The 26,249-nt window shown below is 69.6% G+C and carries 26 protein-coding genes; 18 read left to right on the top strand and 8 right to left on the bottom strand.

Annotated elements, in window-relative coordinates:
• Positions 1-140: 140 nt before the first annotated feature.
• From KPL78_RS11710 to KPL78_RS11680, 7 genes are all read left to right on the top strand, one after another.
• Entirely contained in the window at positions 141-1,217 is a 1,077-nt protein-coding gene (locus KPL78_RS11710; RefSeq protein ID WP_255568868.1) for an NAD(P)-dependent alcohol dehydrogenase, read from the top strand.
• A 381-nt stretch (positions 1,218-1,598) separates the two neighbouring features.
• Positions 1,599-2,531 carry a tyrosine recombinase gene (locus KPL78_RS11705; RefSeq protein ID WP_219763110.1) on the top strand — a complete coding sequence of 311 codons (933 nt, stop codon included), beginning with the start codon at positions 1,599-1,601 and terminating at the stop codon, positions 2,529-2,531.
• A gap of 12 nt (positions 2,532-2,543) precedes the next feature.
• Positions 2,544-3,500 carry an acetyl-CoA carboxylase carboxyltransferase subunit alpha gene (locus tag KPL78_RS11700; protein WP_219763109.1) on the top strand — a complete coding sequence of 319 codons (957 nt, stop codon included), beginning with the start codon at positions 2,544-2,546 and terminating at the stop codon, positions 3,498-3,500.
• Positions 3,501-3,902: 402 nt separating this feature from the next.
• Positions 3,903-5,381, top strand: a complete 1,479-nt coding sequence (locus tag KPL78_RS11695) for an MFS transporter (RefSeq protein WP_219763108.1) — start codon at positions 3,903-3,905, stop codon at positions 5,379-5,381.
• 33 nt (positions 5,382-5,414) lie between these two features.
• Entirely contained in the window at positions 5,415-6,227 is an 813-nt protein-coding gene (gene proC / locus KPL78_RS11690; protein ID WP_219763107.1) for a pyrroline-5-carboxylate reductase, read from the top strand.
• A 25-nt stretch (positions 6,228-6,252) separates the two neighbouring features.
• Entirely contained in the window at positions 6,253-6,855 is a 603-nt protein-coding gene (locus KPL78_RS11685; protein ID WP_219763106.1) for a TetR family transcriptional regulator, read from the top strand.
• A gap of 592 nt (positions 6,856-7,447) precedes the next feature.
• Positions 7,448-7,882: a phasin family protein gene (locus KPL78_RS11680; protein WP_255568866.1), complete on the top strand. Its 435-nt coding sequence runs from the start codon at positions 7,448-7,450 to the stop codon at positions 7,880-7,882.
• A gap of 8 nt (positions 7,883-7,890) precedes the next feature.
• Here the strand turns inward: KPL78_RS11680 and KPL78_RS11675 are convergent, their stop codons facing one another.
• Positions 7,891-8,331, bottom strand: coding sequence for a type IV secretion protein Rhs (locus KPL78_RS11675; RefSeq protein ID WP_219763161.1), 441 nt, complete (start codon positions 8,329-8,331; stop codon positions 7,891-7,893).
• A gap of 142 nt (positions 8,332-8,473) precedes the next feature.
• Here KPL78_RS11675 and KPL78_RS11670 point away from each other — a divergent pair, with 142 nt between their 5' ends.
• The 5 genes from KPL78_RS11670 to KPL78_RS11650 all read left to right on the top strand — a co-directional run bounded on the left by KPL78_RS11670 (position 8,474) and on the right by KPL78_RS11650 (position 11,903).
• Positions 8,474-9,406 (top strand): ribose-phosphate pyrophosphokinase, encoded by a 933-nt coding sequence (locus KPL78_RS11670; RefSeq protein ID WP_219763105.1) that lies wholly within the window; start codon positions 8,474-8,476, stop codon positions 9,404-9,406.
• A 163-nt stretch (positions 9,407-9,569) separates the two neighbouring features.
• Positions 9,570-10,196 carry a class I SAM-dependent methyltransferase gene (locus KPL78_RS11665; RefSeq protein WP_369412735.1) on the top strand — a complete coding sequence of 209 codons (627 nt, stop codon included), beginning with the start codon at positions 9,570-9,572 and terminating at the stop codon, positions 10,194-10,196.
• A gap of 119 nt (positions 10,197-10,315) precedes the next feature.
• Positions 10,316-10,933 carry a glutathione S-transferase family protein gene (locus tag KPL78_RS11660; protein ID WP_219763104.1) on the top strand — a complete coding sequence of 206 codons (618 nt, stop codon included), beginning with the start codon at positions 10,316-10,318 and terminating at the stop codon, positions 10,931-10,933.
• On the top strand, positions 10,930-11,328 hold the full coding sequence (locus tag KPL78_RS11655) for a RidA family protein (protein ID WP_219763103.1): 399 nt from the start codon (positions 10,930-10,932) through the stop codon (positions 11,326-11,328). The genes KPL78_RS11660 and KPL78_RS11655 overlap by 4 nt, the downstream gene beginning before the upstream one ends.
• Positions 11,328-11,903 (top strand): histidine phosphatase family protein, encoded by a 576-nt coding sequence (locus KPL78_RS11650; protein ID WP_219763102.1) that lies wholly within the window; start codon positions 11,328-11,330, stop codon positions 11,901-11,903. Before KPL78_RS11655 ends, KPL78_RS11650 begins: the two co-directional genes overlap by 1 nt.
• Before the next feature lie 169 nt (positions 11,904-12,072).
• Here KPL78_RS11650 and KPL78_RS11645 read toward each other — a convergent pair whose 3' ends face one another.
• The gene (locus KPL78_RS11645; RefSeq protein ID WP_219763101.1) at positions 12,073-14,754 is read right to left on the bottom strand and encodes a DUF2339 domain-containing protein; all 2,682 of its coding nucleotides are present in this window, start codon (positions 14,752-14,754) and stop codon (positions 12,073-12,075) included.
• Positions 14,755-14,985: 231 nt separating this feature from the next.
• On the opposite strand from KPL78_RS11645, the gene KPL78_RS11640 reads away from it, so the two are divergent.
• From KPL78_RS11640 to KPL78_RS11620, 5 genes are all read left to right on the top strand, one after another.
• On the top strand, positions 14,986-15,660 hold the full coding sequence (locus KPL78_RS11640) for a 50S ribosomal protein L25/general stress protein Ctc (RefSeq protein WP_219763100.1): 675 nt from the start codon (positions 14,986-14,988) through the stop codon (positions 15,658-15,660).
• A 141-nt stretch (positions 15,661-15,801) separates the two neighbouring features.
• Complete coding sequence (gene pth, locus KPL78_RS11635; protein ID WP_219763099.1) at positions 15,802-16,395, top strand: aminoacyl-tRNA hydrolase; 594 nt, start codon at positions 15,802-15,804, stop codon at positions 16,393-16,395.
• The gene (locus KPL78_RS11630; protein ID WP_219763098.1) at positions 16,395-16,877 is read left to right on the top strand and encodes a hypothetical protein; all 483 of its coding nucleotides are present in this window, start codon (positions 16,395-16,397) and stop codon (positions 16,875-16,877) included. Before pth ends, KPL78_RS11630 begins: the two co-directional genes overlap by 1 nt.
• Before the next feature lies 1 nt (position 16,878).
• A complete protein-coding gene (gene ychF, locus KPL78_RS11625; protein ID WP_219763097.1) occupies positions 16,879-17,973 on the top strand; it encodes a redox-regulated ATPase YchF in 1,095 nt (364 codons plus the stop codon).
• 76 nt (positions 17,974-18,049) lie between these two features.
• A complete protein-coding gene (locus tag KPL78_RS11620; RefSeq protein ID WP_219763096.1) occupies positions 18,050-19,318 on the top strand; it encodes a pentapeptide repeat-containing protein in 1,269 nt (422 codons plus the stop codon).
• On the opposite strand, the gene KPL78_RS11615 is transcribed toward KPL78_RS11620, so the two are convergent.
• Positions 19,319-19,498 carry a hypothetical protein gene (locus KPL78_RS11615; protein ID WP_219763095.1) on the bottom strand — a complete coding sequence of 60 codons (180 nt, stop codon included), beginning with the start codon at positions 19,496-19,498 and terminating at the stop codon, positions 19,319-19,321. It lies immediately after the preceding gene.
• A 68-nt stretch (positions 19,499-19,566) separates the two neighbouring features.
• Between KPL78_RS11615 and KPL78_RS11610 the strand changes: the two genes are divergently transcribed.
• Positions 19,567-20,445, top strand: a complete 879-nt coding sequence (locus tag KPL78_RS11610) for an S-methyl-5'-thioadenosine phosphorylase (RefSeq protein ID WP_219763094.1) — start codon at positions 19,567-19,569, stop codon at positions 20,443-20,445.
• Between the two features lie 111 nt (positions 20,446-20,556).
• Here KPL78_RS11610 and KPL78_RS11605 read toward each other — a convergent pair whose 3' ends face one another.
• Genes KPL78_RS11605 through KPL78_RS11585 form a run of 5 tightly spaced genes read right to left on the bottom strand, consistent with a single transcriptional unit; the run spans position 20,557 to position 26,172 of the window.
• Positions 20,557-21,531, bottom strand: coding sequence for an ABC transporter ATP-binding protein (locus tag KPL78_RS11605; RefSeq protein WP_219763093.1), 975 nt, complete (start codon positions 21,529-21,531; stop codon positions 20,557-20,559).
• A complete protein-coding gene (locus KPL78_RS11600; protein WP_219763092.1) occupies positions 21,528-22,514 on the bottom strand; it encodes an ABC transporter ATP-binding protein in 987 nt (328 codons plus the stop codon). Before KPL78_RS11600 ends, KPL78_RS11605 begins: the two co-directional genes overlap by 4 nt.
• Positions 22,511-23,437 (bottom strand): ABC transporter permease, encoded by a 927-nt coding sequence (locus tag KPL78_RS11595; RefSeq protein WP_219763091.1) that lies wholly within the window; start codon positions 23,435-23,437, stop codon positions 22,511-22,513. The genes KPL78_RS11600 and KPL78_RS11595 overlap by 4 nt, the downstream gene beginning before the upstream one ends.
• Positions 23,403-24,362: an ABC transporter permease gene (locus tag KPL78_RS11590; protein ID WP_219763090.1), complete on the bottom strand. Its 960-nt coding sequence runs from the start codon at positions 24,360-24,362 to the stop codon at positions 23,403-23,405. Before KPL78_RS11590 ends, KPL78_RS11595 begins: the two co-directional genes overlap by 35 nt.
• 10 nt (positions 24,363-24,372) lie before the next feature.
• Positions 24,373-26,172, bottom strand: a complete 1,800-nt coding sequence (locus KPL78_RS11585) for a peptide ABC transporter substrate-binding protein (RefSeq protein WP_219763089.1) — start codon at positions 26,170-26,172, stop codon at positions 24,373-24,375.
• Between the last annotated feature and the right edge of the window lie 77 nt (positions 26,173-26,249).

Here is a 26,249-nt window from a genome sequence, read left to right as displayed (position 1 = left end):
CCCGGATCAGGTGGCCGGGTCAGGGTGCCGGCCGATGCCGGTGGTTCCCAACGCTCCCCGGCCCCTGGCCGCATTGATCCGTCGCAACGCCCGGCGGGGGCAACCATGTCAGCCTTCTTCCATCGGGAAGGAGACAGACCATGGCATCGACCATGCGAGCGGCGGTCTTCGTCGAGCCAGGAAAGATCCAGCTCCAGGAAAAGCGGATTCCGGACGTCGGACCCAACGACGCGCTGCTGAAGGTGACCACCACCACCATCTGCGGCACGGATGTCCACATTCTCAAGGGCGAATATCCGGTCGAACGCGGCCTGACCATCGGGCATGAGCCGGTCGGCGTGATCCATCGCCTCGGGTCCGGGGTGAAGGGATATCAGGAAGGCCAGCGGGTCATTGCGGGGGCGATCACGCCCTCCGGCTGGTCCAATGCCTGCCTTTGCGGCAAGTGCAGCCAGGACGGCGCCGGCACCAAGCATGGCTGGCGGCCGATGGGTGGCTGGCGCTTCGGCAACACCATCGACGGCTGCCAGGCGGAATACGTGCTGGTGCCTGACGCCCTGGCGAACCTGGCCCCGGTGCCCGATGCGCTGACCGACGAACAGGTGCTGATGTGCCCGGACATCATGTCCACCGGCTTTTCCGGCGCCGAGAGCGGGGAGGTGCGGATCGGCGATACCGTCGCGGTCTTCGCCCAGGGGCCGATCGGGCTCTGCGCCACCGCCGGCGCCCGGCTGATGGGGGCGACGACGCTGATCGCGGTGGACCGCGTGCCGGAACGCCTGGCCATCGCCAAGAGGCTCGGCGCGACGCATGTCGTCGACTTCTCGAAGGTGAACCCGGTCGAGGAGATCATGCGCCTGACCGATGGGCGCGGCTGCGACGTGGCGATTGAGGCGCTCGGCACCCAGACCACCTTCGAATCCGCGCTGCGCGTGCTGCGGCCCGGCGGGACGCTGTCGTCGCTCGGCGTCTATTCGACGGACCTCAAGATCCCCTACGACGCCTTCTCGGCGGGGCTCGGGGACCACAAGATCGTCACTACCCTCTGCCCGGGCGGCAAGGAACGGATGCGGCGGCTGATGGAGGTGATTGCCTCGGGCCGGGCGGACCTGACGGCGATGGTGACGCACCGCTTCTCGCTGGACCGGATCGAGGAAGCCTACGACCTGTTCAGCCACCAGCGGGACGGGGTGCTGAAGGTCGCGCTGACGCCATAGGGCGATGAGGCTCGCGACGCGACGGGGAGGGGCTTTGCCCCTCCCCGGACCTCGCCCCACCAAGGGCCCGAGGCCTTTGGAAACCGATACCTGGCGCTGGGCGCGGCGTTCGTTTCGAGATGTCGGGGCGCGCGCCGTGCATGGCGCCTGGTCATACTTTCTGACGCTGGGCAGGAACCGCGCGTGTCATGGCGGCCGGCCCGCTGCGCAGGGCGCCGAGTGACGGTTTCCGAAGGCCTCGGGCCTTTGGCGGGGTGAGGTTTGGAGGGTGGCAGAGCCCCTCTCCATCCGCCGTCATCCGCCATAGCTTCATGCCTGCGGGGTTCTATCCTCTCCACCCCACCCGTTGCGGCCTCACCACCTTCCTCGCAACTGTGCGCCATGTCCGGTGCTCATCATGTCGAGTCCTTCCTGGAAATGCTCTCCGCCGAGCGCGGCGCGGCGCGCAACACCCTCGCCGCCTACAAGGCGGACCTCGATGACTTCGCCGGCTATGCCGCCGCCCGTGGCTTCGCCGTGCATCAGGCGGATGCCGAGGCGCTGCGCGGCTGGGTGCGCCAGCTTGCCGGCGCCGGCTACGCCGCGCGCACCCAGGCCCGGCGGATTTCCGCCATCCGGCAATTCCACCGCTTCCTGGCGCGCGAGGGGGTGCGGCCGGACGACCCGACCGAATTGCTCGACAGTCCCCGCCTGCCCGCGAGCCTGCCCAAGGCCCTGAGCGAAGCGGAAGTGGAGGCGCTGATCGCCGCCGCCGCCGCCCTGCCCGGGCGGCGCGGCGCGGCGGCCGCGGCGGCGGTGGAGCTGCTCTATTGCTCCGGGCTGCGGGCCAGCGAACTGATCGCCCTGCCGGCCGGCGCCCTGCGCGAGGAGGAGGGCCTGGTCGCCGTGCGCGGCAAGGGCGGCAAGGAACGCCTGGTGCCAGTCTCCGCCCGCGCCCGCGACCTGGCCCTGGCCGCCCGCACCGAGGCCGCCGAGCGCGCCGGGCCCAGGGGCGCCCGCTGGCTGTTCCCCTCCCGCGCCGCCACCGGGCATCTGACCAGGCAATCCCTGGCCCTGCTGCTGAAGGAGGCAGCCCTGGCCGCGGGCCTCGACCCGGCCCGGGTCAGCCCGCATGTGCTGCGGCATTCCTTCGCCTCGCATCTGCTCGGGCGGGGGGCGGATCTGCGCAGCCTCCAGCTCCTGCTCGGCCATGCCGACATCGCGACGACCCAGATCTACACGAAGGTGCTGGAGAGCCGTTTGAAGACGCTGGTGGAGACCCATCACCCCCTGGCTGCATCCGGGGGGGTCGCGCCCGGCGCCGATATCGGCTAACCCCCGCCGGCCATGCGCCACTTCCTGGACTTCGAAAAGCCGATCGCCGAACTCGAGGGCAAGATCGAGGAGCTGCGCCGGACCACCGACGCCGGCGGCATTGATGTCGCCGAGGAGGTCGGCCGTCTGCACGACAAGGCGCAGACGCTGCTCAAGGCGACCTATGCCAAGCTGACGCCCTGGCAGAAGGCCCAGGTCGCCCGCCATCCCGACCGGCCGCATTGCGGCGATTTCATCGCCGCGCTGATCGAGGACTACACGCCGCTCGCCGGCGACCGCGCCTTCGCCGACGACGCGGCGATCATGGGCGGCATGGGCCGCTTCCGCGGCCGCGCCGTGATGGTGATCGGCACCGAGCGCGGGAACGACACCGAAAGCCGCGTGAAGCACAATTTCGGCATGGCGCGGCCCGAGGGCTACCGGAAGGCGCGTCGCCTGATGGAACTCGCCGGCCGCTTCGGCCTGCCGATTCTGTCCTTCGTCGACACCGCCGGGGCCTTCCCGGGCATCGAGGCCGAGGCCCGCGGCCAGGCGGAGGCCATCGCGCGGTCCATCGAGGCAGGCCTCGACGCCCCCGTCCCCTTCATCGCCACCATCATCGGCGAGGGCGGGTCCGGCGGCGCCATCGCACTCGCCGCGGCGGACCGCATCATCATGTTGGAACATGCGATCTACTCGGTGATCTCGCCGGAAGGGTGCGCGTCCATCCTGTGGCGCGACGCCGCCCAGGCACCGACCGCCGCCGAGGCGTTGAAGCTGACGGCAGACGACCTCCGCAGGTTGAACCTGGTGGACGCGGTGGTGCCGGAACCCCTGGGCGGCGCACATCGCGACGCGCATGCGACCATCGCGGCCCTGGGCGACAAGATCGAGCAACTGTTGGAACCGCTGGTCGCGCTGGACGGGGCGACCCTGCGGGCGCGACGGCGAGAGAAGTTCCTGGAAATGGGGCGCAGCGGGAGCCTCTGAGGTGGCGCCCGGGGCCGCGGAGGAGGGCTTTGCCCTCCTCCGCACCTCCACCCGCCAAGGGTCGAAAGGCCTTTGGAAACCTCCTTTCCGCCCTGCAGACGGGCACAGCATTCCCCCGGAACGCGCCCTTGGCGCGCGACGCTGGGTCGATGGGCCGGGCCGCGCCGGCGGAAGCGAATTGGATGCCTTCCTGCGCATGAACGGCGCACATGCTGGGTGGCCGGCGGCCGGAGATGGGCACGGACGACATGGTGGCCAGTCCCCGCGCGCTTGGGGCGCCAGCACACGCCCCGGCGTTCATCCGACCAACGACGCCAGGCACCAAGTATCGGTTTCCAAAGGCCCTGTGGCCTTTGGTGGGGTGAGGTCCGGAGAGGGGCAAAGCCCCTCTCCGGTCAACCCGTGACCACCGAGGAAACTGCCCTCCGCGACGCTTTCCTCCGCGCCTTCCCTGGCGTCTCCCTTGTCATTTTCCTCGCTGCCGTCGACCAGACCATCGTCGCCACCGCGCTGCCGGCCATCGCGGCCGAGATGGGCGGCATCGAGCGCACCTCCTGGATCCTGGTCGCCTATCTCGTCGCCGCTACCTGTGCCGCGCCGGTCTTCGGCCAGCTCGGTGACTGTTTCGGCCGGCGCCGGGTGCTGTTCGGAGCGCTGGCCGTCTTCTTCACCGGCTGCCTCGGCTGTGTCCTGGCGCCGACCCTGCCGGCCCTGGTCGTCGCGCGCATCGTGCAGGGCTTTGGGGGCGGGGCGCTGCTCACCCTGGCCCAGGCGCTGATCGGGGAGGCGCTGCCGCCGCGCGACCGCGGGCGATACCAGGCGCGGATCGCGGGGTCCTATGCCTTCGCCTCGGCCTTCGGGCCGGTGGCGGGCGGCTACATGACCCAGGCCTTCGGCTGGCGATCGGTCTTCCTGCTGTTGCTGCCGATCGCGCTGGCCTGCGCGGCATTGGCGCGGCGCCTGCCCTATGTGCAGCCAGCGCGTCTCGGGATCCGGCTCCGCTTCGACTGGACGGGGCTCGCCCTGTTCGTCGTGATGGTCGCGGCGGCGCTGATCGGGCTCGACCGCGCGCGGCGGCTCGATCCGGCGCTGTTGCCGCTCGCCGGCGGGCTGGCGGCGCTGGCGCTGGGGGCGGGGACGTTGCTGCTGCGGGCGGAACGCGCGGCGCTTGATCCGCTGCTGCCGTTGTCGGTGTTCAGCGAGCCGTCGATCTGGCGCTGCTATGCCATGTCCGCGGCCGTCGTCGGGGCGCAGGTGGGCATGATCTCCTTCCTGCCGGTCTGGCTCCAGACGGTGCGAGGGCTGGAACCGGGGCCCTCGGGGCTGATGCTGCTGGCGATGTCCGCGGGCGGGGTCACGGGGGCCTTCTTCACCGGGCGCATGGCCGCGCGGACCGGGCATGCGATCCTTTGGCCGTCCATCTTCCTGCCGCTCGGCAGCGTGGTTTGGGCGGGGCTCGCCATTTTCGCACCCGTCCTGCCGCTGGTTGTCTTCGCGCCGCTGCTCATGGTGACGTCCTTCTGCTCGGGTTGCTCCTTCCCCGCGGTGCAGGTGACCGCCCAAATGGCCGCGGGGCGGGAGAGGCTGGGGGCCGTCTCGGCCGGGATCGCCTTTTCCCGCAACATCGGCGCGGCGACGGGCACGGCGCTGGTCGCCGCGGTGGTCTTCGCGGCACTGACGCTGACCGGCCCTGCCACCACCCCGGCCTTTCAGCGCCTGGTGGCCGAGGGCCCGGGCTTCGTCGCCGCGATGGGGCCGGAGGCCGCCGCGGTGCTGCGGGCCGATCTGGTCGAAGCCTTCCGCATGTTGTTCGTGACCGTCGCCCTGCTGATGGGGCTGGGGGCATTCTTCGCATGGCGGGTGCCGCTGCGGCGGGTGTAGCCCTCCTGCCCTGACGCTCCTACGGTGCGCGTCATGACCGAGACCCTTCCCGACCTCCTCCTCATCGGCTGCGGCAAGATGGGCGGCGCGATGCTGTCCGGCTGGCTCGAGCGCGGGCTGTCCCGCGCCGTAGTGGTGGAGCCTTTCGCCCAGGCCGCCGCGGCCTTCGCCGGGCGCGCCACCATCGTGCCCGATGCCGCGTCCATCCCGGCCGATTTCCGCCCCGGTGCGGTGGTCTTCGCGATCAAGCCGCAGGAGGCACCGGCCACCCTGCCGGCCTATGCCCGTTTCGCCACTGGGGACACGCTGTTCGTGTCCATCATGGCCGGGCGCTCGGTCGCCTCGATGCGTGCGGCGCTCGGGGACCAGGCGGCCGTGGTGCGCGCCATGCCCAACACCCCGGCCGCGGTGCGCCAGGGCTTCACCGCCGCCTATCCGGCGCCCGGCGTGACCGAGGCGCAGAAGACCCTCGCCGATGCACTGCTGCAGGCAGTGGGCGAGGTCGCCTGGGTCGCGGAGGAAGATCAGATCAATCCGGTCACCGCCGTGTCCGGCGGCGGCCCGGCCTATGTCTTCCTGCTCGCCGAGGTCATGGAACAGGCCGCGATCGAGCAGGGTCTGCCGCCGGCCCTCGCGCGGCAGATGGCCCGCGCGACGGTTGCCGGTTCGGGTGCGCTGCTCGCCGCCAGCACGCAGGATGCGGCCGATCTGCGCAAGGCGGTCACCAGCCCGAAGGGCACGACCGAACGGGCTCTTGCCGTGCTGATGGAACCCGATGCCTGGCCAGAGCTGATGTCGAAGGCAATCAAGGCCGCGACGGATCGCGCACGCGAACTGGCGGGCTGACCCCTCCGCCGCCTATGGTGGCGCCATGAGCGAGACCGACGACGACGCCCTGATCGCCGCGCTGTGGCGCGTGGTCGCGAACCATGGCTGGGCCGGCCTGACCATGGGCCGGCTGGCCGCGGAAGCTGGCCTGCCGATGGCCGCGCTGCGCGACCGTTTCCCCACGCGCTTCGACCTGCTGTTGCTGCATGGGAAGGTGGTGGACCGCACCGTGCTGGCCGGCACCATCCCGGGCCAGGGCGGGGCGGAGCGCGACCGGCTGTTCGATGTGCTGATGCGCCGGTTCGACACCATGCAGCCGCATCGTGCCGGCATCCTGCGTTTGCTGAAGGACATGCGGTCCGATCCTGGTCTGGCCGCGCTTCTGATGCCGCAACTCGCGCTGTCGATGCGCTGGATGCTGGATGCCGCGGAGATCGAGACGGATGTGCGGCGCCAGCGCGTGATGGCGCTCGGCCTGGTCGGCGTGTGGATCGGCACGGTGCGCGCCTGGGTCGAGGATGACAGCGAGGATCTCGGCCACACCATGGCCGCGTTGGATCGGCTGCTCGATCGCGCGGGGCAGGTGGGGCGCAGCCTGCGCCTGCTGCCGCAGGCCGCGGCACCGATGGCGCCCGAGGACGCCTGACGTTCCACTTGGCGAGGCCGCGAGGGGGAGGGGCTGTGCCCTTCTCCGGACCTCACTCCGGCAAACGTCTGGAGGTCTATGCAAACCTCCTCCTGACGCTGGGGATCGCTGTCAGAACGGGCGCGGAAACCCGCGCCTGCGCACGAAGCGCGCTTCGCGGGCACGGCATGCCTGTCGTGCCTGGTGCCAGTGGATTGCGGTCCAGGATGCTCAGCATCCAGGGGCACCCATTGACGTTGCAAGGCAACGTCAATGGGTGCCCGATGGCGGGGTGGTACGGAGAGGCGGAGCCCCTCCGATTTCCGCCGGCGGCATGACGCCAGCCATCAGGACGGCTCTTGCAGACATCGACTTGGCGCAGCGTGACGCCGAGCGGTGCGCGCGGCGCAACGTTTCAGCTTGGGGTTTGGCAAAAGGTTGCGCTCCTACAATCGCCCATCCAGTCCTGGTGCGGCACCCACCAATGGTCATCTCCGACGAACGCCGTTGGATATTGAGGATGGCAGTCAATCACTGCGACGCGTCGCATGCTGTTCATGATGCGGCGCCACGGAATTGGGTCTAGGGTGCGTGCGCAACGCGGGAGCAGGCAATGTCAGACCGTTTCGGATTCAAGCCAGACTTCGACATGATGAAGGTTCTCGGTGAGTTCCGCATGCCGGCGATGCCGGACATGGAGGCGCTCGCGGCGGCGCAGCGCAAGAACATCGAGGCACTGTCCACCGCCAATCGTGTTGCGCTGGAAGGCGCCCAGGCCGTGGCGCGGCGGCACATGGAGATCATGCAGAGTTCCGTCGCCGAGATGACCGAGGCGATGAAGGCCTTCGCCACGGCGGATGCCCCGCAGGACAAGGCCACCAAGCAGGCCGAGCTCGCCAAGGCGACCTATGAGAAGGCGGTGGCCAATCTTCAGGAGATCGCCGACCTGATCCAGAAGTCGAACAGCGAGGCGCTCTCGGTCCTGAACAAGCGCTTCGCCGAAGCGATGGACGAGGTGAAGGGCCTGATGGCCAAGGCCGGCGGCTGAAACTGCCCCTACCGGTCGGGTGCTGGCCCTGTGCCACGCCCGATCAGGCGCCCCTGGGCGTCGTAGCGGCGCCAGGAATCGCCGCTGCGCTCGATCCGGCCGGTGCTGCGCCCTGAGGAATCGTAGAGGCGAGCCCGGTCGCCGGACCATTCTGTCCGTCCCGCCGAACGACCCGACGAATCATAGTGCCGGACCGTGTCGCCGCGCTGTTCGCTTCGTCCGACGCCGCGGCCCGACGAATCATAGTGGCGCGTGGTGTCGCCGCGCGTTTCCGACCGCCCGGTCAACCGGCCCGAGGCATCGTATTGCCGCTGCGTCGCCTGACCTTCGATCCGCCCGAGGCTGCGCCCGGACGAATCGTATTGCCGCCCGGTCTGTGCCGGCGCCAGTCCCGGCGCGAACAGGGCGATGGTTGCGCAACACGCGACGAATGCTCGGAATCGGTGCATCCGGTCTCCTCAACGCGGAAAGCTGGCTTCGCTCTGCGGCGGAATCACGGCCGCATGATTTACACAAGGCCGTCACGTTGCTACCTACCGCGCGCCTTCCTCCCGCCAATTGACGCCCCGCGGCGCCCGGAGCCCCCCGGCCATGAAGATCGTCGCCTGCAACAGCAACCGCCCCCTCGCCGAGGCGGTGGCAGCAGCCTGTGGACTTCCGCTGACGAACGCCTCGGTCCGGCGCTTCGCGGATCTCGAAGTGTTCGTCGAGATCCATGAGAACATCCGTGGCGAGGACGTCTTCGTGGTGCAGTCCACGAGCTATCCGGCGAACGACAACCTCATGGAACTGCTGATCACGCTCGATGCGCTGAAGCGCTCCTCGGCGCGGCGCATCACGGCGGTGATCCCTTATTTCGGCTATGCGCGACAGGATCGGAAATCCGGCCCCCGCACGCCGATCAGCGCCAAGCTGGTGGCGAACCTGATTGCGGCGGCCGGGGCCAACCGCGTGCTGACGATGGATCTGCATGCCGCGCAGATCCAGGGCTTCTTCGACATTCCGGTAGACAACTTGTTTGCCGCGCCGCTCTTCGCCCGCGACATCCAGGAACGCTACAACGGGCGCGAGCTGATGATCGTCTCCCCCGACGTGGGCGGTGTGGTCCGCGCGCGGGCCATCGCGGCGCGGCTTGGCGTCGATCTCGCCATCATCGACAAGCGGCGCCCGCGCGCCGGCGTGTCGGAAGTGATGAACGTGATCGGTGAGGTCGAAGGCCGCCACTGCCTGCTGGTGGACGACATCGTCGATTCCGGCGGCACGCTGTGCAATGCGGCCGAGGCGCTGCTGAAGAACGGTGCCAAGTCGGCCGGCGTCTACGTCACGCATGGCGTCTTCTCGGGCGGCGCGGTCGCGCGCATCGGCGCGGCGCCGATCGAGATGATGACGGTCACCGATTCCATCCAGGCAACCGAGGCGGTGCGCGTGTCGCGCAACATCCGCCAGCTCACCATCGCGCCGCTGCTCGCCGAGGCGATGAAGCGCATCAGCGAGGAATCCTCGGTCTCCTCGCTGTTCAACTGACGCGGAGGGGGTTTCTTCCGGCGCTGCCGAACCGAGAGGGGCCTTGCCCGTCTCGGGCTCGCCCCGCCAGGGGGCCCCATCGACGTTGCGCAGCAACGCGAATGGGAGCCCGCTTAGGCCACAGGGCCTTTGGAAGCCGATACCCGGCGCGGAGCATTGGGCCGTGGAGCCCGGGGGAAACGTGGTGGAACCGGCAGAGGCGGTCATCGGCCTGTATCGGCGCCACGGGTTGGCCTGGGCGGCGGATCGCGGCACGCGGCCGGGCGAAGGCCCCTGGATCGATCGCTTTGCGGCGTTGCTGCCACCGGGCGGCACCGTGCTCGATATCGGTTGCGGCGGTGGCGAGCCCATTGCCGGCACGCTGATGCGCACCGGTTTCGCCGTGACGGGCCTCGATTCCTCCCCGCCGCTGCTCGCCCTGTGCCGGGAACGCCATCCGGGCGGGACCTGGATTGCGGGCGACATGCGCCGGATGGATCTGGGCCGTCGCTTCGATGGGCTGATCGCCTGGGACAGCTTCTTCCATCTGAACCACGACGCGCAGCGCGGCATGTTCCCCCGCTTCGCTGCCCATGTGGCGCCCGGGGCACCGCTTCTGTTCACCTCCGGCCCCGCCCACGGGATCGCGCTCGGTAGCTATGCCGGGGAGACGCTGTTCCATGCGAGCCTGGACGCGATGGAATACCGGGCGCTGCTGGCGGCGAACGGCTTCGCGGTGCTGGACCACACCGTCGAGGATCCTTCCTGCGGCGGGCGGACCGTATGGCTTGCGCAGCAGGCCAAGGACTGAGCCGACAAGAGGGGCTTTGACCCTCTGCAATTTCCCATCCGGTTCCTTGCCAAGTCGCCCGCCCCGCCCGATCCTCCGCCGCCTGCCGCCCCCGGCGGCCGCACGGAAGGACTCACGGCATGAAGCTCTACTACTCGCCCGGCGCCTGTTCGGTCGGCATCCATGTCCTGCTCGAGGAAATCGGCGCGCCCTACGAGGCCGTGCTGGTGAACCTGCGTGAGGGCGCGCAGTTCAAGCCGGAGTTCACCGGCGTGAACCCGAAGTCGAAGGTGCCGACGCTGGAGCGTGACGACGGCTCCATCCTGACGGAATACCCTGCCATCGCCTTCTGGCTCGCCTCGCGCTTCCCCACCGCGCATCTGATGCCCTCGGGGATGGATGCGCAGGCGAAGGCGCTGGAATTCGCCGATTACTGCGTTGCCACGCTGCACATGCAGGGCTTCTCCCGCATGTTCCGCCCGTCGAATTTCGCGCCCTCCGAGGGCGACGCGGAGGCGGTGAAGGCGCGCGGCGCGGAGATTTTCCAGAAGGGCCTCGGCATCCTCGACGCGGCGTTGGATGGCAAGGAATGGCTGGTCGGCACCTATTCCTTCGCCGACAGCGCGCTGTTCTATGTCTGCTTCTGGTGGAACGGCCGGCTGGGCAAGGAACTGCCGGCCAATGTCGCCGCCCACTATGCGCGCATGAAGGCCCGCCCGGCCGTGCAGCGCACGCTGGCGGCCGAAGGCTTGGCGTGAGCCCGCCCTTCGTCATCATCCAGCCGCCGGCGCCAGGCGAGAAGCGGCCCTTCAGCCGCGCCACCCGCGCTGGCGGCCTGGTCTTCGTGTCGGGGCATTCCGCCCCGCACGATCCGGCGAACGGCATCCATCGCGGCGCCACCGCGGCCGAGCAGACGCGCAATGCGCTGGCGAAGGTCGATGCCATCCTGCGCGAGGCCGGCAGCAGCCTGGACCGCGCCGTCCAGGTGACGATGCTGATCACCGACCCCGCTGACTACGACGCCTGCAACGCCGAATATGTGAAGCACTTCCCGAACGGCCTGCCCGCCCGCCACACGGCGCGCTTCGGCGTGCCGACCGAGGCGAAGGTCGGCTTCGCCTGCATCGCCCTGGCTGGACCCGAGGAGGCCTGATGACCCCCGCGCTGAACCCCATTCCCTTCTGGTTCCTCCGCCATGGTGAGACCGACTGGAACGCAGAGGGCCGCAGCCAGGGCCGCACCGACATTCCGCTGAACGCGGTCGGCCTGCAGCAGGCACGGCGGGCGGCACTCGCCATGGTCGACCGCGGCGTCGTCACCATCGTGGCCTCCCCCCTGTCGCGCGCGCTGCGCACGGCGGAGATCGTGGCCGAGGCGCTGCAACTGCCGGTCTCGACCGACAGCGACCTGCAGGAAGTCGCCTTCGGTGCCGAGGAAGGCCAGCCCATGGGCGACTGGTATGACGATTGGATCGCCGGCACCTTCACGCCCGACGGTGCCGAGACCTTCCAGGGCCTGCACGACCGCGCCGTGGCGGCGATCAACCGTGCGACGGCGCTGCCGGGACCGGTGATGGTGGTGGCGCACGGCGCCTTGTTCCGCGCGCTGCGCATGGCGCTGGGGCACAAGCCGAATGTACGCACGCCGAACGCCCTGCCGATCCTGTGCGCGCCGCCAGCAAGGGGGGCGGTGTGGGAGGTGAGCCCGGTGGAGCTGCCGGCGATGTGAATGCCGGAGAGGGGCTTTGCCCCTCGCCGAACCTCACCCCACCGCGGGTTCCCATTGACGTTGCGAATCAACGCCAATGGGAGCCCGTATAGGCCACAGGTCTCTGGGAGACCGATACGTGGCGCGTGGCGCCCGAGCTGCGCGCTCCAGCGGCGTCAGCGCCCGGTGGTCAGGGCCGCACCATCACGAAGCGTCGGTAGATGGCCCCTAGCGCGATCAGCGCCAGGCCGAGCCCCAGGAAGGACAGCACGCGCCACAGCCCCACCAGCGTGTCCATGTCCACCAGGAACACCTTGAAGGTCGTCAGCGCGATGACGGCGAGCGCCGCGAGCCGGATCTCCTTCCGCCCGCTGCGGATGCCGATGGCGATCAGCAGCGCGCCGAGCAGCAGCCAGGCCCCGGAATAGGCGTACATCTCGGCGTCGCCGATGCCGCCGCGGCTCATCTTGATGGGATGGAAAGCGCGACGGACCTCCAACGTGATCCAGGCGAAGCCCGACGCCAGCGCATAGGCCGCGAGAAGCTGCGCCGCGCCCGGTGGGTTCCGGGCCTCGGGCGCGCGGGCGACCGCCCAGGCGGTCAGCAGCGCCGGGATCAGATAGGCCGGCAACAACGCGTTGAGGATCGGCAGCGATCCGACGTCATGGCCCTCTGTCCAGGGGTTGCGGACCAGCACGATCAGCCCGACGACCAGGCCGACGACGCAGGCTGCGCGCGCCGCCCACAGCATCGCCACCCGTCCGGTCCGTCGATGCAGGAGCAGCGCAATGCCGGCGCAGGCGAACAGCGCGGTGAGCTGCCAGGCGGCCTCGATGAAGTCCCAGGCCTCGGCATTCAGCGCGCCGCCCTGGATGGCGTGGCGGATTTCGAGCAGCACCAGCAGAGTCGCGAAGAGCGCGGCGCCGCATTCCAGCAGCCGCACCACGATCCCGTCCCGCACCCGCAGGAAGATCCGCGCCGCCCAGGCGAAGCAGATCGCCGGCACGCCATAGGCGAGCAGCAATCCGTTCAGCAGCGGCGTCGTGCCCCAGTCGTAGCCGAGCACGAAGCCGTTCAGGACCAGACGCACCAGCACGACGGCGGCGACCGCCGCCGCGACGCGGCGCAACGCGTCGAGCCCCGTCCGCGCCGCGATCATGGCGAGAGGCGGCAGGAACAGCGCGACGGCCAGCGTCAGCCACTGGTCCCGCAGCACCATGGCGACGCCGAGGGCCAGCGCCGCGGTCGCCGCCGCGGCATGGGCCCCGGCGCGCCGCTGATCTCCGGCACGCATCCCCCGCGCCGCCGCCCCCACATGCACCGCCGCCAGGGCGGCGGCCGCGAGGGCCCAGCTCGGATCGGTCGCGAAGCCGCGCACCCGGGTATAGGCCACCAGCAGCGTCAGCACCGGCACGGCAGCCCCCAGCCCGGCCCAGGCGAGGCCCCGGCCTTCCAGCGCCAGGCCCGCGATCAGGTGCATCAGCCCGAGCAGCATCGCGGCTGTCAGGAAGGGCGTCAGCGCCTCGGGCGCCCAGGCGCCGGGGATGAAGGACTGGGGGGCGCCCTCGATGGTCACCAGCTCGCCGGTCGGGGACCAGGCCGGGACCAGCCAGACCAGCAGCATCACCAGGCCGAGCCCCGCCGCGATCCAGGGCAGTCGCGTCAGCCTCTCGTCGCGCAGCCCGGCCAGGATCGCGACCGGGGAGAGCAGCAGGATGCCCGCCGCCGGCGCGAAGCCGCCATCGAAGATCGCCGCCGGCAGCAGCGCCGCGCCGAGCAGGCCGGGTGGGACATGCGCCAGCCGCCGGCCGAGCGCGCTGCCCAGCGCCTCCCGCGGCAGCAGGAACAGGAAGCAGGCGGCGGCGAGCGGCACGAACAGCGCCGGCGCCCAGAGGTCGAGCCCCTGCCCCATCCCGGTGCCGACCAGCACCCACAGCGCGCCGGCGACGGTCGCCGACCATCCCAACCAGCCCCAGGCCGTGGCGCGCACCACCAGCATTGCCGCAGCCACCACCACCAGCAGATAGGCGAAGAGGCCGGGCAGGGAGGGGTCCTCGGAGGAGACCAGCGCCGGCGTCGCGAAGGCGCCCACCAGCCCGATCACGGCGACCAGCGGCCCGCGGCGCAGTGACAGCAGCAGGCCCAGCCCGCCCACCGCCGCCATTGCCACGAAGCCGATCAGGGGCGGTAGCAGGGTATAGAGCCCCGTGGCGGCATAGGCCGCGCCGAACAGCGCGGCGAGGCCGCCGGCCGTGAGCGCGGCCGGGGCGTAGTCCGGGAGCGTGCCCGGCCGGTCGATGGCGGCGGACCGCCGCGCGAGCCACTCCCCGCCGAGGATCAGCACCGCGCCCAGCAGCGCCGCCAGGGCGCAGCGCGCGCCCGGGCCAAGCCAGCCTTCCTCGACCGCGGTGCGGATCAGGAAGATGGCGGCCAGCAGCAGGGCGCCGGCGCCGAGCCAGACGCCCCAGCGCTGGGTGATGAGTTCCTCCAGGCTGCGCTGCGGGCGCGGCGGGCCCTGGCGTGCCCAGGGGGGTGGTGGTGCGGGCTCGGCCTCGGGGAGGACCTCGGCCGGGGCATCTTCGCGTGGCGTGGCGGCCATGGCTTCGGTGCGGGCGGCGGCCTCGCGGGCCTCGGCGTCTTCCTGCTCGGCGACCACGCTGTGCGCCGGCGGCGCGGCCGCAGGCTGCGGCGGGCGGAAGCCGGCGGCGATCAGGGCGCCGGCCATGCCGGCGACGTCCCCCCGCAGCGTGGCGACCTCGCGGCGCAGCGCCTCGGCATCCCGCCGCGCGCGGCCGGCGCGGGCGAAGCCGGCAATGCCGAAGATCCAGCCGCCGAGCAAGAACAGGACGAAAAGGAGAATGAGGCCTTCCATGCTGCCGACGCTCGTCTTGCGCCCGGCGCCGCGTCAAGGGCGGCCATGCTTGCGCGCGTGACCTGCATCGCGCGGGTGCGCGCGTGACCCGAGACATCCCGCGCTTGCACGCGTCGCCCCCGTCCCCTAGAAGCAGGCCGCGCCGGCACCCCTGGAGGCCGGCGCTTGTCGTTGGCCCAGCTTCAACCGGGCCTGGAACGACAATCCAGAACCCGCATAGGAGCACCGACCATGGTCCAGACCATCCGGATCGAGGCCGAGGCGCGCGAGCAGGCAGGTAAGGGGGCAGCCCGCGCAACCCGGCGTCAGGGGCTTGTCCCCGCTGTCATCTACGGCGCGAAGGCCGAAGCCACGCTCGCCGCGCTCGACCCGCGCGACGTGATGAAGGAACTGCACAAGGGCGGCTGGCAGTCGCACCTCTACGAAGTGGCCGTGAAGGGTGGCGTCACCGAACGCTGCCTCATGCGCGACGTGCAGTTCCACCCGGTCACCGACCGGCCGATCCATGTCGATTTCCAGCGCCTGGCCCCCGGCGCGCGCATCCGCGTGAAGGTGCCGGTGCACTTCATCCATGAAGACACCTGCCCGGGCATCAAGGCCGGCGGCGTGCTGAACGTCGTCCGCCGCGAAGTCGAAGTGCTGGCCGAGCCCGAGAACGTGCCGGAAGCCTTCGAGGTCGACCTGTCCGAAGCCCAGATTGGCGCGGGCCTGCGCTGGTCCTCGGTGAAGGACCAGTTCGGCACGAAGCCGGCGATCGTCGGCCGCGACTTCATGATCGCCTCGGTCGCCGCGCCGACGGTGGTCGAGGAAGCCCCCGCCGCGGCCCCCGGCCCGGTCGAGGCGACCAAGCAGAAGGCGCCGGCCGCCGGCGCCGCCGCCCCGGCCAAGGGCGGGAAGAAGAAGTAAGGAAGGTCGGGGGAGGGCCCCTCCCCCGAATCCCCCTCCGTTATTTGGCTTTTGGGAACTGACCTCGGAGGTCAGTCTCCAGGTGACCAGAAAAAGGAGGGGGGTTCGGGGGGAGTTCATCTCCCCCTGATCTTTTCGGCCATGGCCATTCAGGACGGACCTCTGCTCTGGGTGGGCCTCGGCAACCCGGGCTCCGAACACGCCCGGCAGCGCCATAACATCGGCTTCATGGCGCTGGACGAGATCGCGCGCCGTCATCGCTTCTCCCCCTGGCGCAAGCGCTTCAAGGGCGAGGTCAGCGAGGGCACGATCGCCGGCCGTCGTGTCTGGGCGCTGAAGCCCATGACCTACATGAATGCCAGCGGCGATGCGGTGCAGCAGGCGGCGTCCTTCCTGAAGTTGCCGGTCGACGCCATCACCGCCTTCCATGACGAGCTCGACCTCGCCCCCGGCAAGGTGCGGGTGAAGAAGGGCGGCGGCGTCGCGGGCCACAACGGGTTGCGTGACATGCGCCGGGCCTTCGCCAGCGCCGAGTTCTGGCGCGTGCGCCTGGGCATCGGCCATCCGGGCCACAAGGATGCGGTGATCGGCCATGTGCTGGGCAATTTCGCGAAGCAGGATGCTGCCTGGCTGTCGAAGCTGCTGGATGCCGTCGCGGATGCGGCGGGGCTGCTCGCCGAAGGCAAGCCGGAGGATTTCATGACCCGCGTCGCGCTGCTGACCCAGGAGGCGTGATGGAAGACGATCCGCGTCCCGAATTCGACTTCACCGGCCCCGGCCCGCAGGACACGGCGAACGGCACGGCGATCCTCGCCGCCGCACTGGTGCGGGAGGCGCAGAGCCTCGCCCAGGCTGCCGCGGGGCTGAGCGCCACGCTCGGCGTGTTCGAGGGCGAGGACGCCGTCACGCGCGGCATGATGCAGGCCGGCACGCGGGAGGCGGCGGCATTGGCCGCGGCGCTCGTGCTCGCGGCGCGCTACCTGCTGCGCTTCACCGGGGACGCGCCGCGCGCGGCGCAGCGGACGGTCGCGCGGCTGCCGCGTGGCGCGCTGTCGGTGGGCGAGGTGGTGGGCCATCTTCGTGCGGCGGCACTCGCCCCCGTGACCGATGACGGCGCGGCGCGCATCGCCGCCGCCAGCATCGCGGAAACCTTCGCATCGGCATTCGAGGCCGCCTGGGACAGGGTGGCGCCCGCCGGCGGCGCCAAGGGGAATTGAGATGGGCTTCAACTGCGGCATCGTCGGCCTGCCAAATGTCGGCAAATCCACGCTGTTCAATGCGCTGACGCAGACCGCGTCGGCCCAGGCGGCGAACTATCCCTTCTGCACCATCGAGCCGAATGTCGGCCGCGTGGCGGTGCCCGACCGGCGGCTCGATGAGCTGTGCCGCATCGGCAAGTCGCAGAAGATCGTCCCGACCAGCCTGGAATTCGTGGATATCGCCGGGCTGGTGCGCGGGGCGTCGAAGGGCGAAGGGCTCGGCAACCAGTTCCTCGCCAACATCCGCGAGGTGGATGCGATCGTCCACGTCCTGCGCTGCTTCGAGGACGGCGACGTCACCCATGTCGAGGGCAGCGTCGATCCGATCCGCGACGCCGAGACGGTCGAGACGGAGCTGATGCTCGCCGACCTGGACAGCCTGGAAAAGCGCGCCCAGGGCCTGGTGAAGCGCGCACGCGGTGGCGACAAGGAAGCCATCGCGCAGATGGCGCTGATCGACCCGATCAAGGCCGCGCTCGAAGCCGGCAGGCCGGCGCGCACCGCCGTGCCGAAGGGCGAGGAGGCGGCGGCGGCGCGGCTGCAGCTCATGACCACCAAGCCCGTGCTGTATGTGGCGAATGTCGAGGAAGCATCCGCCGCCACCGGCAATGCGCAGGCCGAGCGCGTCTTCGCCAAGGCCCGCGCGGAAGGTGCGCAGGCGGTGGTGGTCTCGGCGGCGATCGAGGCCGAGATCAGCCAGATGCCGGAAGGCGACCGGGCGGAGTTCCTGTCCTCGCTGGGGCTGGAGGATTCCGGCCTGGATCGCATCATCCGCGCCGGCTACGCGCTGCTCGGCCTCATCACCTACTTCACCGTGGGGCCGAAGGAAGCGCGCGCCTGGACCATCCTCAAGGGGATGAAGGCGCCGCAGGCCGCCGGCGTGATCCATGGCGATTTCGAGCGCGGCTTCATCGCGGCGGAAACCATCGCCTTCGACGACTACGTGAAGCTCGGCGGCGAGCAGGGTGCCAAGGAAGCCGGCAAGATGCGCGTCGAAGGCAAGGAATACGTCGTGAAGGACGGCGACGTGATGCTGTTCCGCTTCAACGTCTGATCCGCGAACCGCTTCATCGCCCTTCCCCGCCCCGTGCCGCAACAATGACCCGGAACATGGGGTGCGGATGATGGCGGTGACGCGGCGCGGATGGTGCGGGGTGGCGATGGCGGCGATGATGGCCCTGCTGGCCGGCCCGGCCCTCGCCTGTTCCTGCGCGTCGGACGCCGATCCGGAATGGCGTGTGCTCAACGCGCCGCTGGCGTTCCGTGGCCGCGTGGTTGCCGTCGAGGCCCTTGGCAGCCAGGCTGAACCTCCCCTGCGCGCGACCGTGGAGGTGACGCAGATCTGGAAGGGCGACCTGCCCGCGCGCGTGGAGCTGCAGGCCGGCGGCGCCAGTTCTCTGTGCGGCTTTCGCCTGTCGCCCGGCGACGAGCACGTTTTCTTTCCCGGTGAGCATCGCGATGGCGGTCTGGCGATCAACCAGTGCGGCATGTGGGCGGCACGGGAAGCGGCGCCGGCCCTCTCGCGGCTCGGGGATGACCTTGCGGCGGCCGATGCCGCCATGCGGTCCGCGCCTGGTGCGGTGGGGCCGTTGCTGCGCCGCGCTGGCGTGCTCCGGCGATGGCGCGACCATGACCGCGCCGCCGTGGCCTATCGGTCCATCGTCGCGGCGGCGCCGGATCTGGCGGCCGCGCAGGCCGGCCTGGCCCAGGTGATGATCGCGCAGGGGCAGGCGCCGGAGGCCATGGCGCTTCTGGTGCAGGCACAAGCGCGGCTCGGGCCGCAGGCCGATATCCGCGGCGTCCTCGCACTGGCCCGCGTCGTGACCGGCGACCTCCGGGATCTCGGCCAGGCCGATTTCCGCGAGGCCGATCTCCCGCAGCTCGACCTGTCCCGGCAGGTGCTCCGCGGAGCGGATTTCTCACGTGCCTTTCTGGGGAGCGTGCGCCTCGAACAGAGCGACCTGCGCGGCGCGCGCTTCGACGGCACGCGTTTCTATGCGGTGGATCTGCGGCGTGCCGATCTCCGCGGTGCACAGTTCGTTGCGCCCCTGGGGTTTCCGCGCGTGGAGGGGGCCGATCTTCGCGAGGCGAGGCTCGAACGGATCGACCTGCCGGAAGACTGGTCGCTCCGTGACATCGACATGCGCGGGGCGACCCTGCTGGAGAGCCGCTTCCGCGCCGTGTCCTTCGTCGCGGTCGATCTGAGAGGCGCACGTCTGACGACCATCCACATGCGGAGAGGCGGCTTCGTCGCAAGCCGCCTGGACGGCGCCGTGCTGCGCGACGTGACGTTCTCCCGCGTCGACATGACCGCGGCCTCGGGCGTACCGCCGCGCATCCTTGCCGCGCCGGGCGACCTGCCGGGCGTGCGGCTGATCAATGTCCGCTTCGAAGAGTGATCACCGCGCCGGCAGCTCCGTCCGCGCCGCCCCCGTCACGGGGTCGGGCGGCGGCAGCGCCGTACCGCGCGGCCCGATCGGGCCGCTGCGCGAATAGCGATCGTCATCGCCGCAGGCGACCAGCGCCAGCATCACCAGCAGGACGGGCGCGAGAACTCGAAGGATGGCGACGCGTGTCATGCCCAACCGCTTAGCACGCGGCGCCTGCCGCGCTAAACCGCCTTCGCGCAGCCCGGAGGCACCGTTCCATGTCCGACCTCATCACCCCCATGATCGGCTTCATCGGCGGATCGGGCGTCTATGACCTCGACGGGCTCGAGGATCGCAAATGGGTGAAGGTCCACACACCCTGGGGCGATCCCTCGGACGAGATCCTGACCGGCGTGCTCTCCGGCGCCCGCGTCGCCTTCCTGCCGCGCCACGGGCGCGGTCACCCGACGCCGCCCTCCGCCCTGAACTACCGCGCCAATATCGACGCGATGAAGCGCATCGGCTGCACTGAGCTGATCTCGCTCTCGGCGGTGGGATCGCTGAAGGAGGAACTGCCCCCGGGGCATTTCGTCATCATCGACCAGTTCATCGACCGCACCTTCGCGCGCGAGAAATCCTTCTTCGGGTCGGGCTGCGTCGCGCATGTCTCGGTCGCGCATCCGGTCTGCCCGCGCCTCGGCGATGCGCTGGAAGGGGCCGCGAAGGCGATCGGCATCCCCTATACGCGCGGCGGCACCTACCTGGTCATGGAAGGCCCGCAGTTCAGCACGAAAGCCGAGAGCCTTCTCTACCGCCAATGGGGCTGCGACGTGATCGGGATGACCAACATGCCAGAGGCCAAGCTCGCCCGCGAGGCGGAGCTCTGCTACGCGACCATGGCGATGGTGACGGACTACGATTGCTGGCACCCCGACCACGACCACGTCACGGTCGAGCAGGTGGTGAAGGTGCTGTTCTCCAACGCTGACAAGGCGCGCGCGGTGGTCCAGGGCGTGGTGCCGATGCTCGGTGCGCCACGCGGGCCCTGCCCGGCCGGCTGCGACCGCGCACTGGACCACGCGCTGATCACGGCGCCGGAGCGGCGCGATCCGGACATGCTCGCGAAGCTGGACGTGGTGGCGCGACGGGTCCTTTGAGCCCGGAAGAAGCCCCGGCATCAGGCGGCCGGACCGGAGTGGAGAGGGGCGCCGCGCCTCTCCGGATCTTTCCTCGCCACCTGCGGTCCGTGCGCCAAGGCGAGGGGGGGCCTACCCCCGCTTGTGGCAGGCCACGAAATGGCCCGGTCGCGCCTCCCGCAGCGGGGGTGCGACTTCCCGGCACATCCCGGTATCCGCGATCGGGCAGCGCGTATGGAAGTGGCAGCCGGAGGGCGGGTTCAGTGGGCTCGGCACGTCACCCTGCAATCGGATGCGCTGGCGCTTCACCGTCGGGTCCGGGATTGGGACCGCGGAGAGCAGCGCCTCCGTATAGGGGTGCAGCGGCGTGGTGTAGAGTTCGCGCGAAGACGCGATCTCCACGATCCGGCCGAGATACATCACCGCGACGCGGTCGGAGATGTGTTCCACCACCGACAGGTCATGCGCGATGAAGAGGAAGGTGAGGCCGAACTTCTCCTGAAGGTCCTCGAGCAGATTCACGACCTGCGCCTGGATCGACACGTCGAGTGCCGAAACCGGTTCGTCGCAGATCACCAATTTGGGCGAGACGGCGAGCGCGCGGGCGATGCCGATGCGCTGGCGTTGGCCGCCCGAGAACTCGTGCGGGAAGCGCCGCATGTGGTCGGCATTCAGGCCCACGGTCTCCAGCAGCTCGACGACGCGTTCCTCGCGCTCGCGCGGGGATTTCACCAGGCCGTGGATGATCAGCGCCTCGGCGATGATGTCGCGCACCGTCATGCGCGGGTTCAGCGAGGCGAAGGGATCCTGGAAGATGATCTGCATGTCGCGCCGCAGCGCGATCATCTGCTGTTCGGTCAGCGCGGTGATGTCCTGGCCGTTGAACCAGACCTGACCCGAGGTCGGTTCGATCAGCCGCAGGATCAACCGCCCAGTGGTGGACTTGCCGCAGCCGGATTCGCCCACGAGGCCCAGGGTTTCTCCGGCCGTGAGGTCGAAGGAGACGCCGGAGACGGCGTGCACCTCGTTCACCGTGCGGCGCAGGATGCCGCCCTTCACGGCAAAGCGCTTCACCAGGTCCTGCACACGCAGCAAGGGCTCGGTCATGCGGCGATGCTCTCGGCGTGGATGCAGGCGACCTTGTGGCCTTGGGTGATCTCGCGCAGCGGCGGTTCGGCGGCGCGGCATTCCTCGGTCGCGAAGCGGCAGCGCGCGGCGAAGCGGCAGCCGATCGGCGGATGCAGCAGGGACGGCACGGTGCCCGGGATGGCCTCCAGCCGCTGATGCACCGTCGCGGCAAGGTCGAGGCGGGGGATCGAGCGGATCAGCCCCTGGGTATAGGGATGCAGCGGCGTGGCGAACAACGCGCCGACCGGCGCTTCCTCCACCACCTTGCCGGCATACATGACGATGACGCGCTGCGCATTCTCCGCCACTACGCCCATCGCATGGGTAATGAGGAGCACGGCCATGCCGAGCCGCTCCTTCATCTCCTCCAGCAGATCAAGGATCTGGGCCTGGATGGTGACGTCGAGCGCCGTGGTGGGTTCGTCCGCGATGACCAGCTTCGGGTTGCAGGACAGCGCCATGGCGATCATCACGCGCTGGCGCATGCCGCCCGAGAACTGATGCGGATAGTCATGCACGCGCCGCGTCGGGTTCGGGATGTTGACCAGGGACAGCATCTCGGCCGCGCGATCCATCGCCGCGCGCCGGGACAGGCCCTCATGCTGGCGCACGGCCTCGGCGATCTGCTCGCCCACCGTATAGACGGGGTTCAGGGAGGTCATCGGCTCCTGGAAGATGAAGCCGATCTCCTTGGCGCGGATGGCGCGCATCTGCGCCGGCGTCGCCGGCACCAGGTCGCGGCCCTGCCAGATGATCGACCCCGCCACGATCTTGCCGGGCGGCATGTCGATCAGCTTCAGCACCGTCTTGGCGGTGACGGTCTTGCCGCAGCCGGATTCGCCGACGATGGACACCGTCTCGCCGCCATCGACGCCGATATCGACGCCGTCCACCGCGCGCACCCAGCCGTCATCGGTGCGGAAATGGACCTTGAGGCCGCTGATCTCGAGCAGACGGGTCACTGCACGCGCCTCGGGTCCAGGGCGTCGCGCAACCCGTCGCCGACGAAGTTGATGCTGACGACGGTGAGGAAGATGGCGAGCCCCGGCGCCAGCGCCCAATGCGGCGCGAAGTCGAGGTTGTCCTTGGCGTCGAACAGCAGCCGCCCCCAGGTCGGCACATCCGGCGGGAAGCCGAGGCCGAGGAAGGACAGGGTGCTCTCCGCGATGATGGCGGCCGCGATGTCGATGGTGGCGGCGACGATCACCGGTCCCAGCGCATTCGGCAGGATGTGCCGGATGACGAGGCGCATGCGCGACGCGCCGAGGGCGCGCGCCGCCTCGACGAACTCCTTCTCGCGCAAGGAGAAGAACTGCGCGCGCACCAGGCGGGCCACCGGCATCCAGTTGAAGGCCCCGATGACCGAGACGATGAGGATAAAGACCCCCATCTCCGCGCCCACCACGTTCTTCAGCGATTCGCGGAACAGGTAGATGATCAGCAGCAGCAACGGCAGCTGCGGGAGGGACAGGAACAAGTCCGTCAGCCACATCAGCGCGGCGTCGGTCTTCCCACCCGCCATGCCGGCCGTGCTGCCCACCAGGATGCCGAGTCCGACCGCGACCATCATGGCGGTGAAGCCGACCGCCAACGAGATTCGCCCGCCATAGAGCACGCGTGCGAGCAGATCCTGCCCGAGATCGTCGGTGCCGAGCGGATGGTCGACGGACGGCCCCTGCAGCATGGCACCGAAATCGATGTCGTCGATCGGCACCTTCCAGAAGAAGGGGCCGAGCACGACGGAAAGGATAAGCAGCGCCAGCACCACCGTGCTCGCCACCGCAAGCCGGTGCTTGCGGAAGCGGCGCCACGCCTCCTGCCACGGCCCGACATGCGGGCGGCTGGCGGGGCTAACGGTAACTGATGCGGGGATCGAGCCAGCCATAGAGAAGGTCCGCCACCAGATTGAAGAAGATGACCAGGCAGGCGAAGACGAAGGTCACGCCCATGATCACCGGTGTGTCGTTCGACAGGATTGCGGTGATCAGCAGTGAGCCGATGCCCGGGACGCGGAAGATCTGTTCGGTGACGATCGCGCCGCCGAAGACCGAGGGCATCTGCAGCGCGACCAGCGTCACCACCGGGATCATGGCGTTGCGCACGACATGGCGGATGGTGATGCGCGGTTCCGACAGGCCCTTGGACCGCGCCGTGGTCACATGGTCCAGCCGGATCACGTCGAGCACGGCGGAGCGCACGTAGCGCGTCCAGGCGGCGCCCTGGAACAGGCCGAGCACCATGATCGGCATAATCGACTGCTTGAACATCTCCCACCACCACTGGAACCCGGTCGCCTCGATATCCGTGCGGAAGACGAAGGGCAGCCAGCCGAGGTGGATGGAAAACAGCAGGATCAGCAGCAGCCCGGTAAAGAAGGTGGGCAGCGAGAAGCCGATGAAGGCCAGCGTGTTCGCAATCTGGTCGAAGATCGAATAGGGCCGCGTCGCTGCGTAGACGCCGACCGGCAAGGCGATGCACAGCGCCAGGATCTGCGAGGATCCGATCACCGCGATGGTGGTCGGCAGCCGCTGCAGGATGAGCTGATCGACCGGAATGCGGCTGACGAAGGAATAGCCCCATTCGCCATGCAGCATCGAGGTCAGCCACGAGATGTAGCGGATATGGACGGGGTCATCCATGCCGAGGCTCGCGCGCAGATGCGCGCGGACATCGGGCGGGATGGCGGGATTGGTCGCCAGTTCCTCGAAGGGATCACCGGGCGCAAGTGCGAGCACGGTGAAGAGGATGATGCTGATCCCGAGCAGGCTCGGGATCGCAATCAGCAGGCGACGGGTCAGATACTGGAGCACGCCGAGGCGATCAGGTCTGGCGGTACCAGTCGCGGAGGAGCCATGTGGTGCCGTCCCAGGCCGACAGCACATGCCTCAGGGTGTTGAGGCTGGCCGAGACGGTCGGGCGCTTGACCAGCGGGATGATGTGGTTGCTGGACACCACCAGGTCGTTCATGCGGATGAACAGCGCGGCCCGCTTGACCGGATCGAGCTCACCCTGCGCCTGGCGGAACAGCGCGTCGTATTCGTCGCTGCGGAAGCGGACGATGTTGCGCCCCTGCCAGTTGTTCGCCTTGGTCGAGCATTCCCACGACGCGTACTGGTTCATGAACCGCTCGGGATCCGCCTGCGGCATGGTCGTGGTGTACATCTGCATGTCGGCGTAGAGCTTGACGTAGGTGTCGGGGTTCGCGACGTCGGAGGAGAAGAACACCGACGCGTTGACCGACTTCAGCTCCAGCTCGATGCCGGCGCGCTGTGCCGCCTGCTTGTAGATCGCCTGGGTGCGCTGACGCGGCGCGTTGACCGAGGTCTGGTAGAGGAACTTCAGCCGCACGCCGTCCTTCGCGCGGATGCCGTCGCGCCCGCGCGCCCAGCCGGCGCGGTCGAGGATCTCGTTCGCCTTCTGGATGCTGAATTCCCAGCGCATGTTGGGCGAGACGAAGCGCGGCGGATTGTTGAGGAAGTTCGCCGTCGCCGGGCCGCCGCGTCCATAGATGTGCTGCTCCAGCGCGCCGCGGTCGATCAGCAGTGCCATCGCCTCGCGCACCTCGGGGAAGCGGAAGGCGGGATGCTGCGTTTTCAGCGAGGAGCGCTCGCCATCGACTTCCTGGTTGGGGTCGGTGGTGTTGAGCTGCACGAACTCGATGCTGCCGCCATCGACGATGTTCACCTTGCCTTTGCCGGCCTCCTCGAGGCGCTTCAGGATCGCGTCCTCGACCTGCATGTTCCAGGCGTAGTCGAAGTCACCGGTCTGCAGCACCGCACGCGCGGCGGACACTGCATCGCCGCCGCCTTTGACCTCGAGCGTGTCGAAATAGGGGCGATTGTCCAGGTAGTAGTTCGGATTCAGCTCGGCGCGCAGATTGTCGCCCGGTGCGAAGGAGACGAACTTGTAGGCGCTGGTGCCAACGGGGCGCAGGTTGGTCGGCGCGTCACGCGCATTCGACCCGGCGTAATCCTTGAACAGGTGCTTGGGGATGAGCTGCCCGGCCGAGGCAACGAAGGCATCGGCCCAGAACGGCGTGGGGTTCTGGAATTCCACCCGCACCGTGAAATCGTCCACCTTCACGACGTTCACGTCGCGATAGGAACCGGACGTCACGGCGGCGACTGCCGGGTTCTTGGCATATTCCCAGTTGAAGACGACGTCGTCGGCCGAGAACTGCTCGCCGTCGTGCCACTTCGCGTCGCGGCGCAGCTTCCAGGTCACCGAGCGCCCGTCCTCGGCAAGCCCGCCATTCTCGATCGAGGGGACCTCGGCCGCGAGAATCGGATAGGGCGTGCCGTCGGTCGCCCAGCCGGCGAGCGGTTCGTAGAAGACGCGGCTCGCATCGTTGTTGGTGGTGCCCGACCCGAAATGCGGGTTCAGCAGAGTCGCCGCCTGCCAGTACAGGATCTTCAGCGCACCGCCGCCACCGCGCCGCGACGGCGCGTAGGTCGGCACGGACTGCGCCGAGGCGGGGCTCGACACGCCGGCGATGGCGAGAAGCTGCGTAGCCATCGGCGCGGTGAAGCCCACCGCGGCCAGGCGCTTAACGAAGCCGCGGCGCGACAGCGAACCGCGCTTCACGCGGCCGATCATCTGACGCAGATCGTCTTCAGTCATGTCAGTCTCCCAGGCCAATCGTCGCGGTCTTCGCCTGGCTCCCTGTGGTCAGGCGCGATCGCAGTTCCGTCATAGGC

The sequence above is a fragment of the Roseomonas alba genome, assembly GCF_019430885.1.
In the GTDB taxonomy this organism is placed as follows: Bacteria; Pseudomonadota; Alphaproteobacteria; order Acetobacterales; family Acetobacteraceae; genus Neoroseomonas; species Neoroseomonas alba.
Note: the sequence above shows the minus strand (reverse complement) of the source record. Positions and strands in the feature narration are given on the sequence as shown.

What these genes read in the sequence shown, in the direction of transcription:
- KPL78_RS11710 (WP_255568868.1), top strand. Translation starts at nt 141, where the DNA reads ATGGCATCGACCATGCGAGCGGCGGTCTTCGTCGAGCCAGGAAAGATC.
- KPL78_RS11705 (WP_219763110.1), top strand. Translation starts at nt 1,599, where the DNA reads ATGTCCGGTGCTCATCATGTCGAGTCCTTCCTGGAAATGCTCTCCGCC.
- KPL78_RS11700 (WP_219763109.1), top strand. Translation starts at nt 2,544, where the DNA reads ATGCGCCACTTCCTGGACTTCGAAAAGCCGATCGCCGAACTCGAGGGC.
- proC (WP_219763107.1), top strand. Translation starts at nt 5,415, where the DNA reads ATGACCGAGACCCTTCCCGACCTCCTCCTCATCGGCTGCGGCAAGATG.
- KPL78_RS11685 (WP_219763106.1), top strand. Translation starts at nt 6,253, where the DNA reads ATGAGCGAGACCGACGACGACGCCCTGATCGCCGCGCTGTGGCGCGTG.
- KPL78_RS11680 (WP_255568866.1), top strand. Translation starts at nt 7,448, where the DNA reads ATGTCAGACCGTTTCGGATTCAAGCCAGACTTCGACATGATGAAGGTT.
- KPL78_RS11675 (WP_219763161.1), bottom strand. Translation starts at nt 8,331, where the DNA reads ATGCACCGATTCCGAGCATTCGTCGCGTGTTGCGCAACCATCGCCCTG.
- KPL78_RS11670 (WP_219763105.1), top strand. Translation starts at nt 8,474, where the DNA reads ATGAAGATCGTCGCCTGCAACAGCAACCGCCCCCTCGCCGAGGCGGTG.
- KPL78_RS11660 (WP_219763104.1), top strand. Translation starts at nt 10,316, where the DNA reads ATGAAGCTCTACTACTCGCCCGGCGCCTGTTCGGTCGGCATCCATGTC.
- KPL78_RS11650 (WP_219763102.1), top strand. Translation starts at nt 11,328, where the DNA reads ATGACCCCCGCGCTGAACCCCATTCCCTTCTGGTTCCTCCGCCATGGT.
- KPL78_RS11645 (WP_219763101.1), bottom strand. Translation starts at nt 14,754, where the DNA reads ATGGAAGGCCTCATTCTCCTTTTCGTCCTGTTCTTGCTCGGCGGCTGG.
- KPL78_RS11640 (WP_219763100.1), top strand. Translation starts at nt 14,986, where the DNA reads ATGGTCCAGACCATCCGGATCGAGGCCGAGGCGCGCGAGCAGGCAGGT.
- pth (WP_219763099.1), top strand. Translation starts at nt 15,802, where the DNA reads ATGGCCATTCAGGACGGACCTCTGCTCTGGGTGGGCCTCGGCAACCCG.
- KPL78_RS11630 (WP_219763098.1), top strand. Translation starts at nt 16,395, where the DNA reads ATGGAAGACGATCCGCGTCCCGAATTCGACTTCACCGGCCCCGGCCCG.
- ychF (WP_219763097.1), top strand. Translation starts at nt 16,879, where the DNA reads ATGGGCTTCAACTGCGGCATCGTCGGCCTGCCAAATGTCGGCAAATCC.
- KPL78_RS11615 (WP_219763095.1), bottom strand. Translation starts at nt 19,498, where the DNA reads ATGACACGCGTCGCCATCCTTCGAGTTCTCGCGCCCGTCCTGCTGGTG.
- KPL78_RS11610 (WP_219763094.1), top strand. Translation starts at nt 19,567, where the DNA reads ATGTCCGACCTCATCACCCCCATGATCGGCTTCATCGGCGGATCGGGC.
- KPL78_RS11605 (WP_219763093.1), bottom strand. Translation starts at nt 21,531, where the DNA reads ATGACCGAGCCCTTGCTGCGTGTGCAGGACCTGGTGAAGCGCTTTGCC.
- KPL78_RS11595 (WP_219763091.1), bottom strand. Translation starts at nt 23,437, where the DNA reads ATGGCTGGCTCGATCCCCGCATCAGTTACCGTTAGCCCCGCCAGCCGC.
- KPL78_RS11585 (WP_219763089.1), bottom strand. Translation starts at nt 26,172, where the DNA reads ATGACTGAAGACGATCTGCGTCAGATGATCGGCCGCGTGAAGCGCGGT.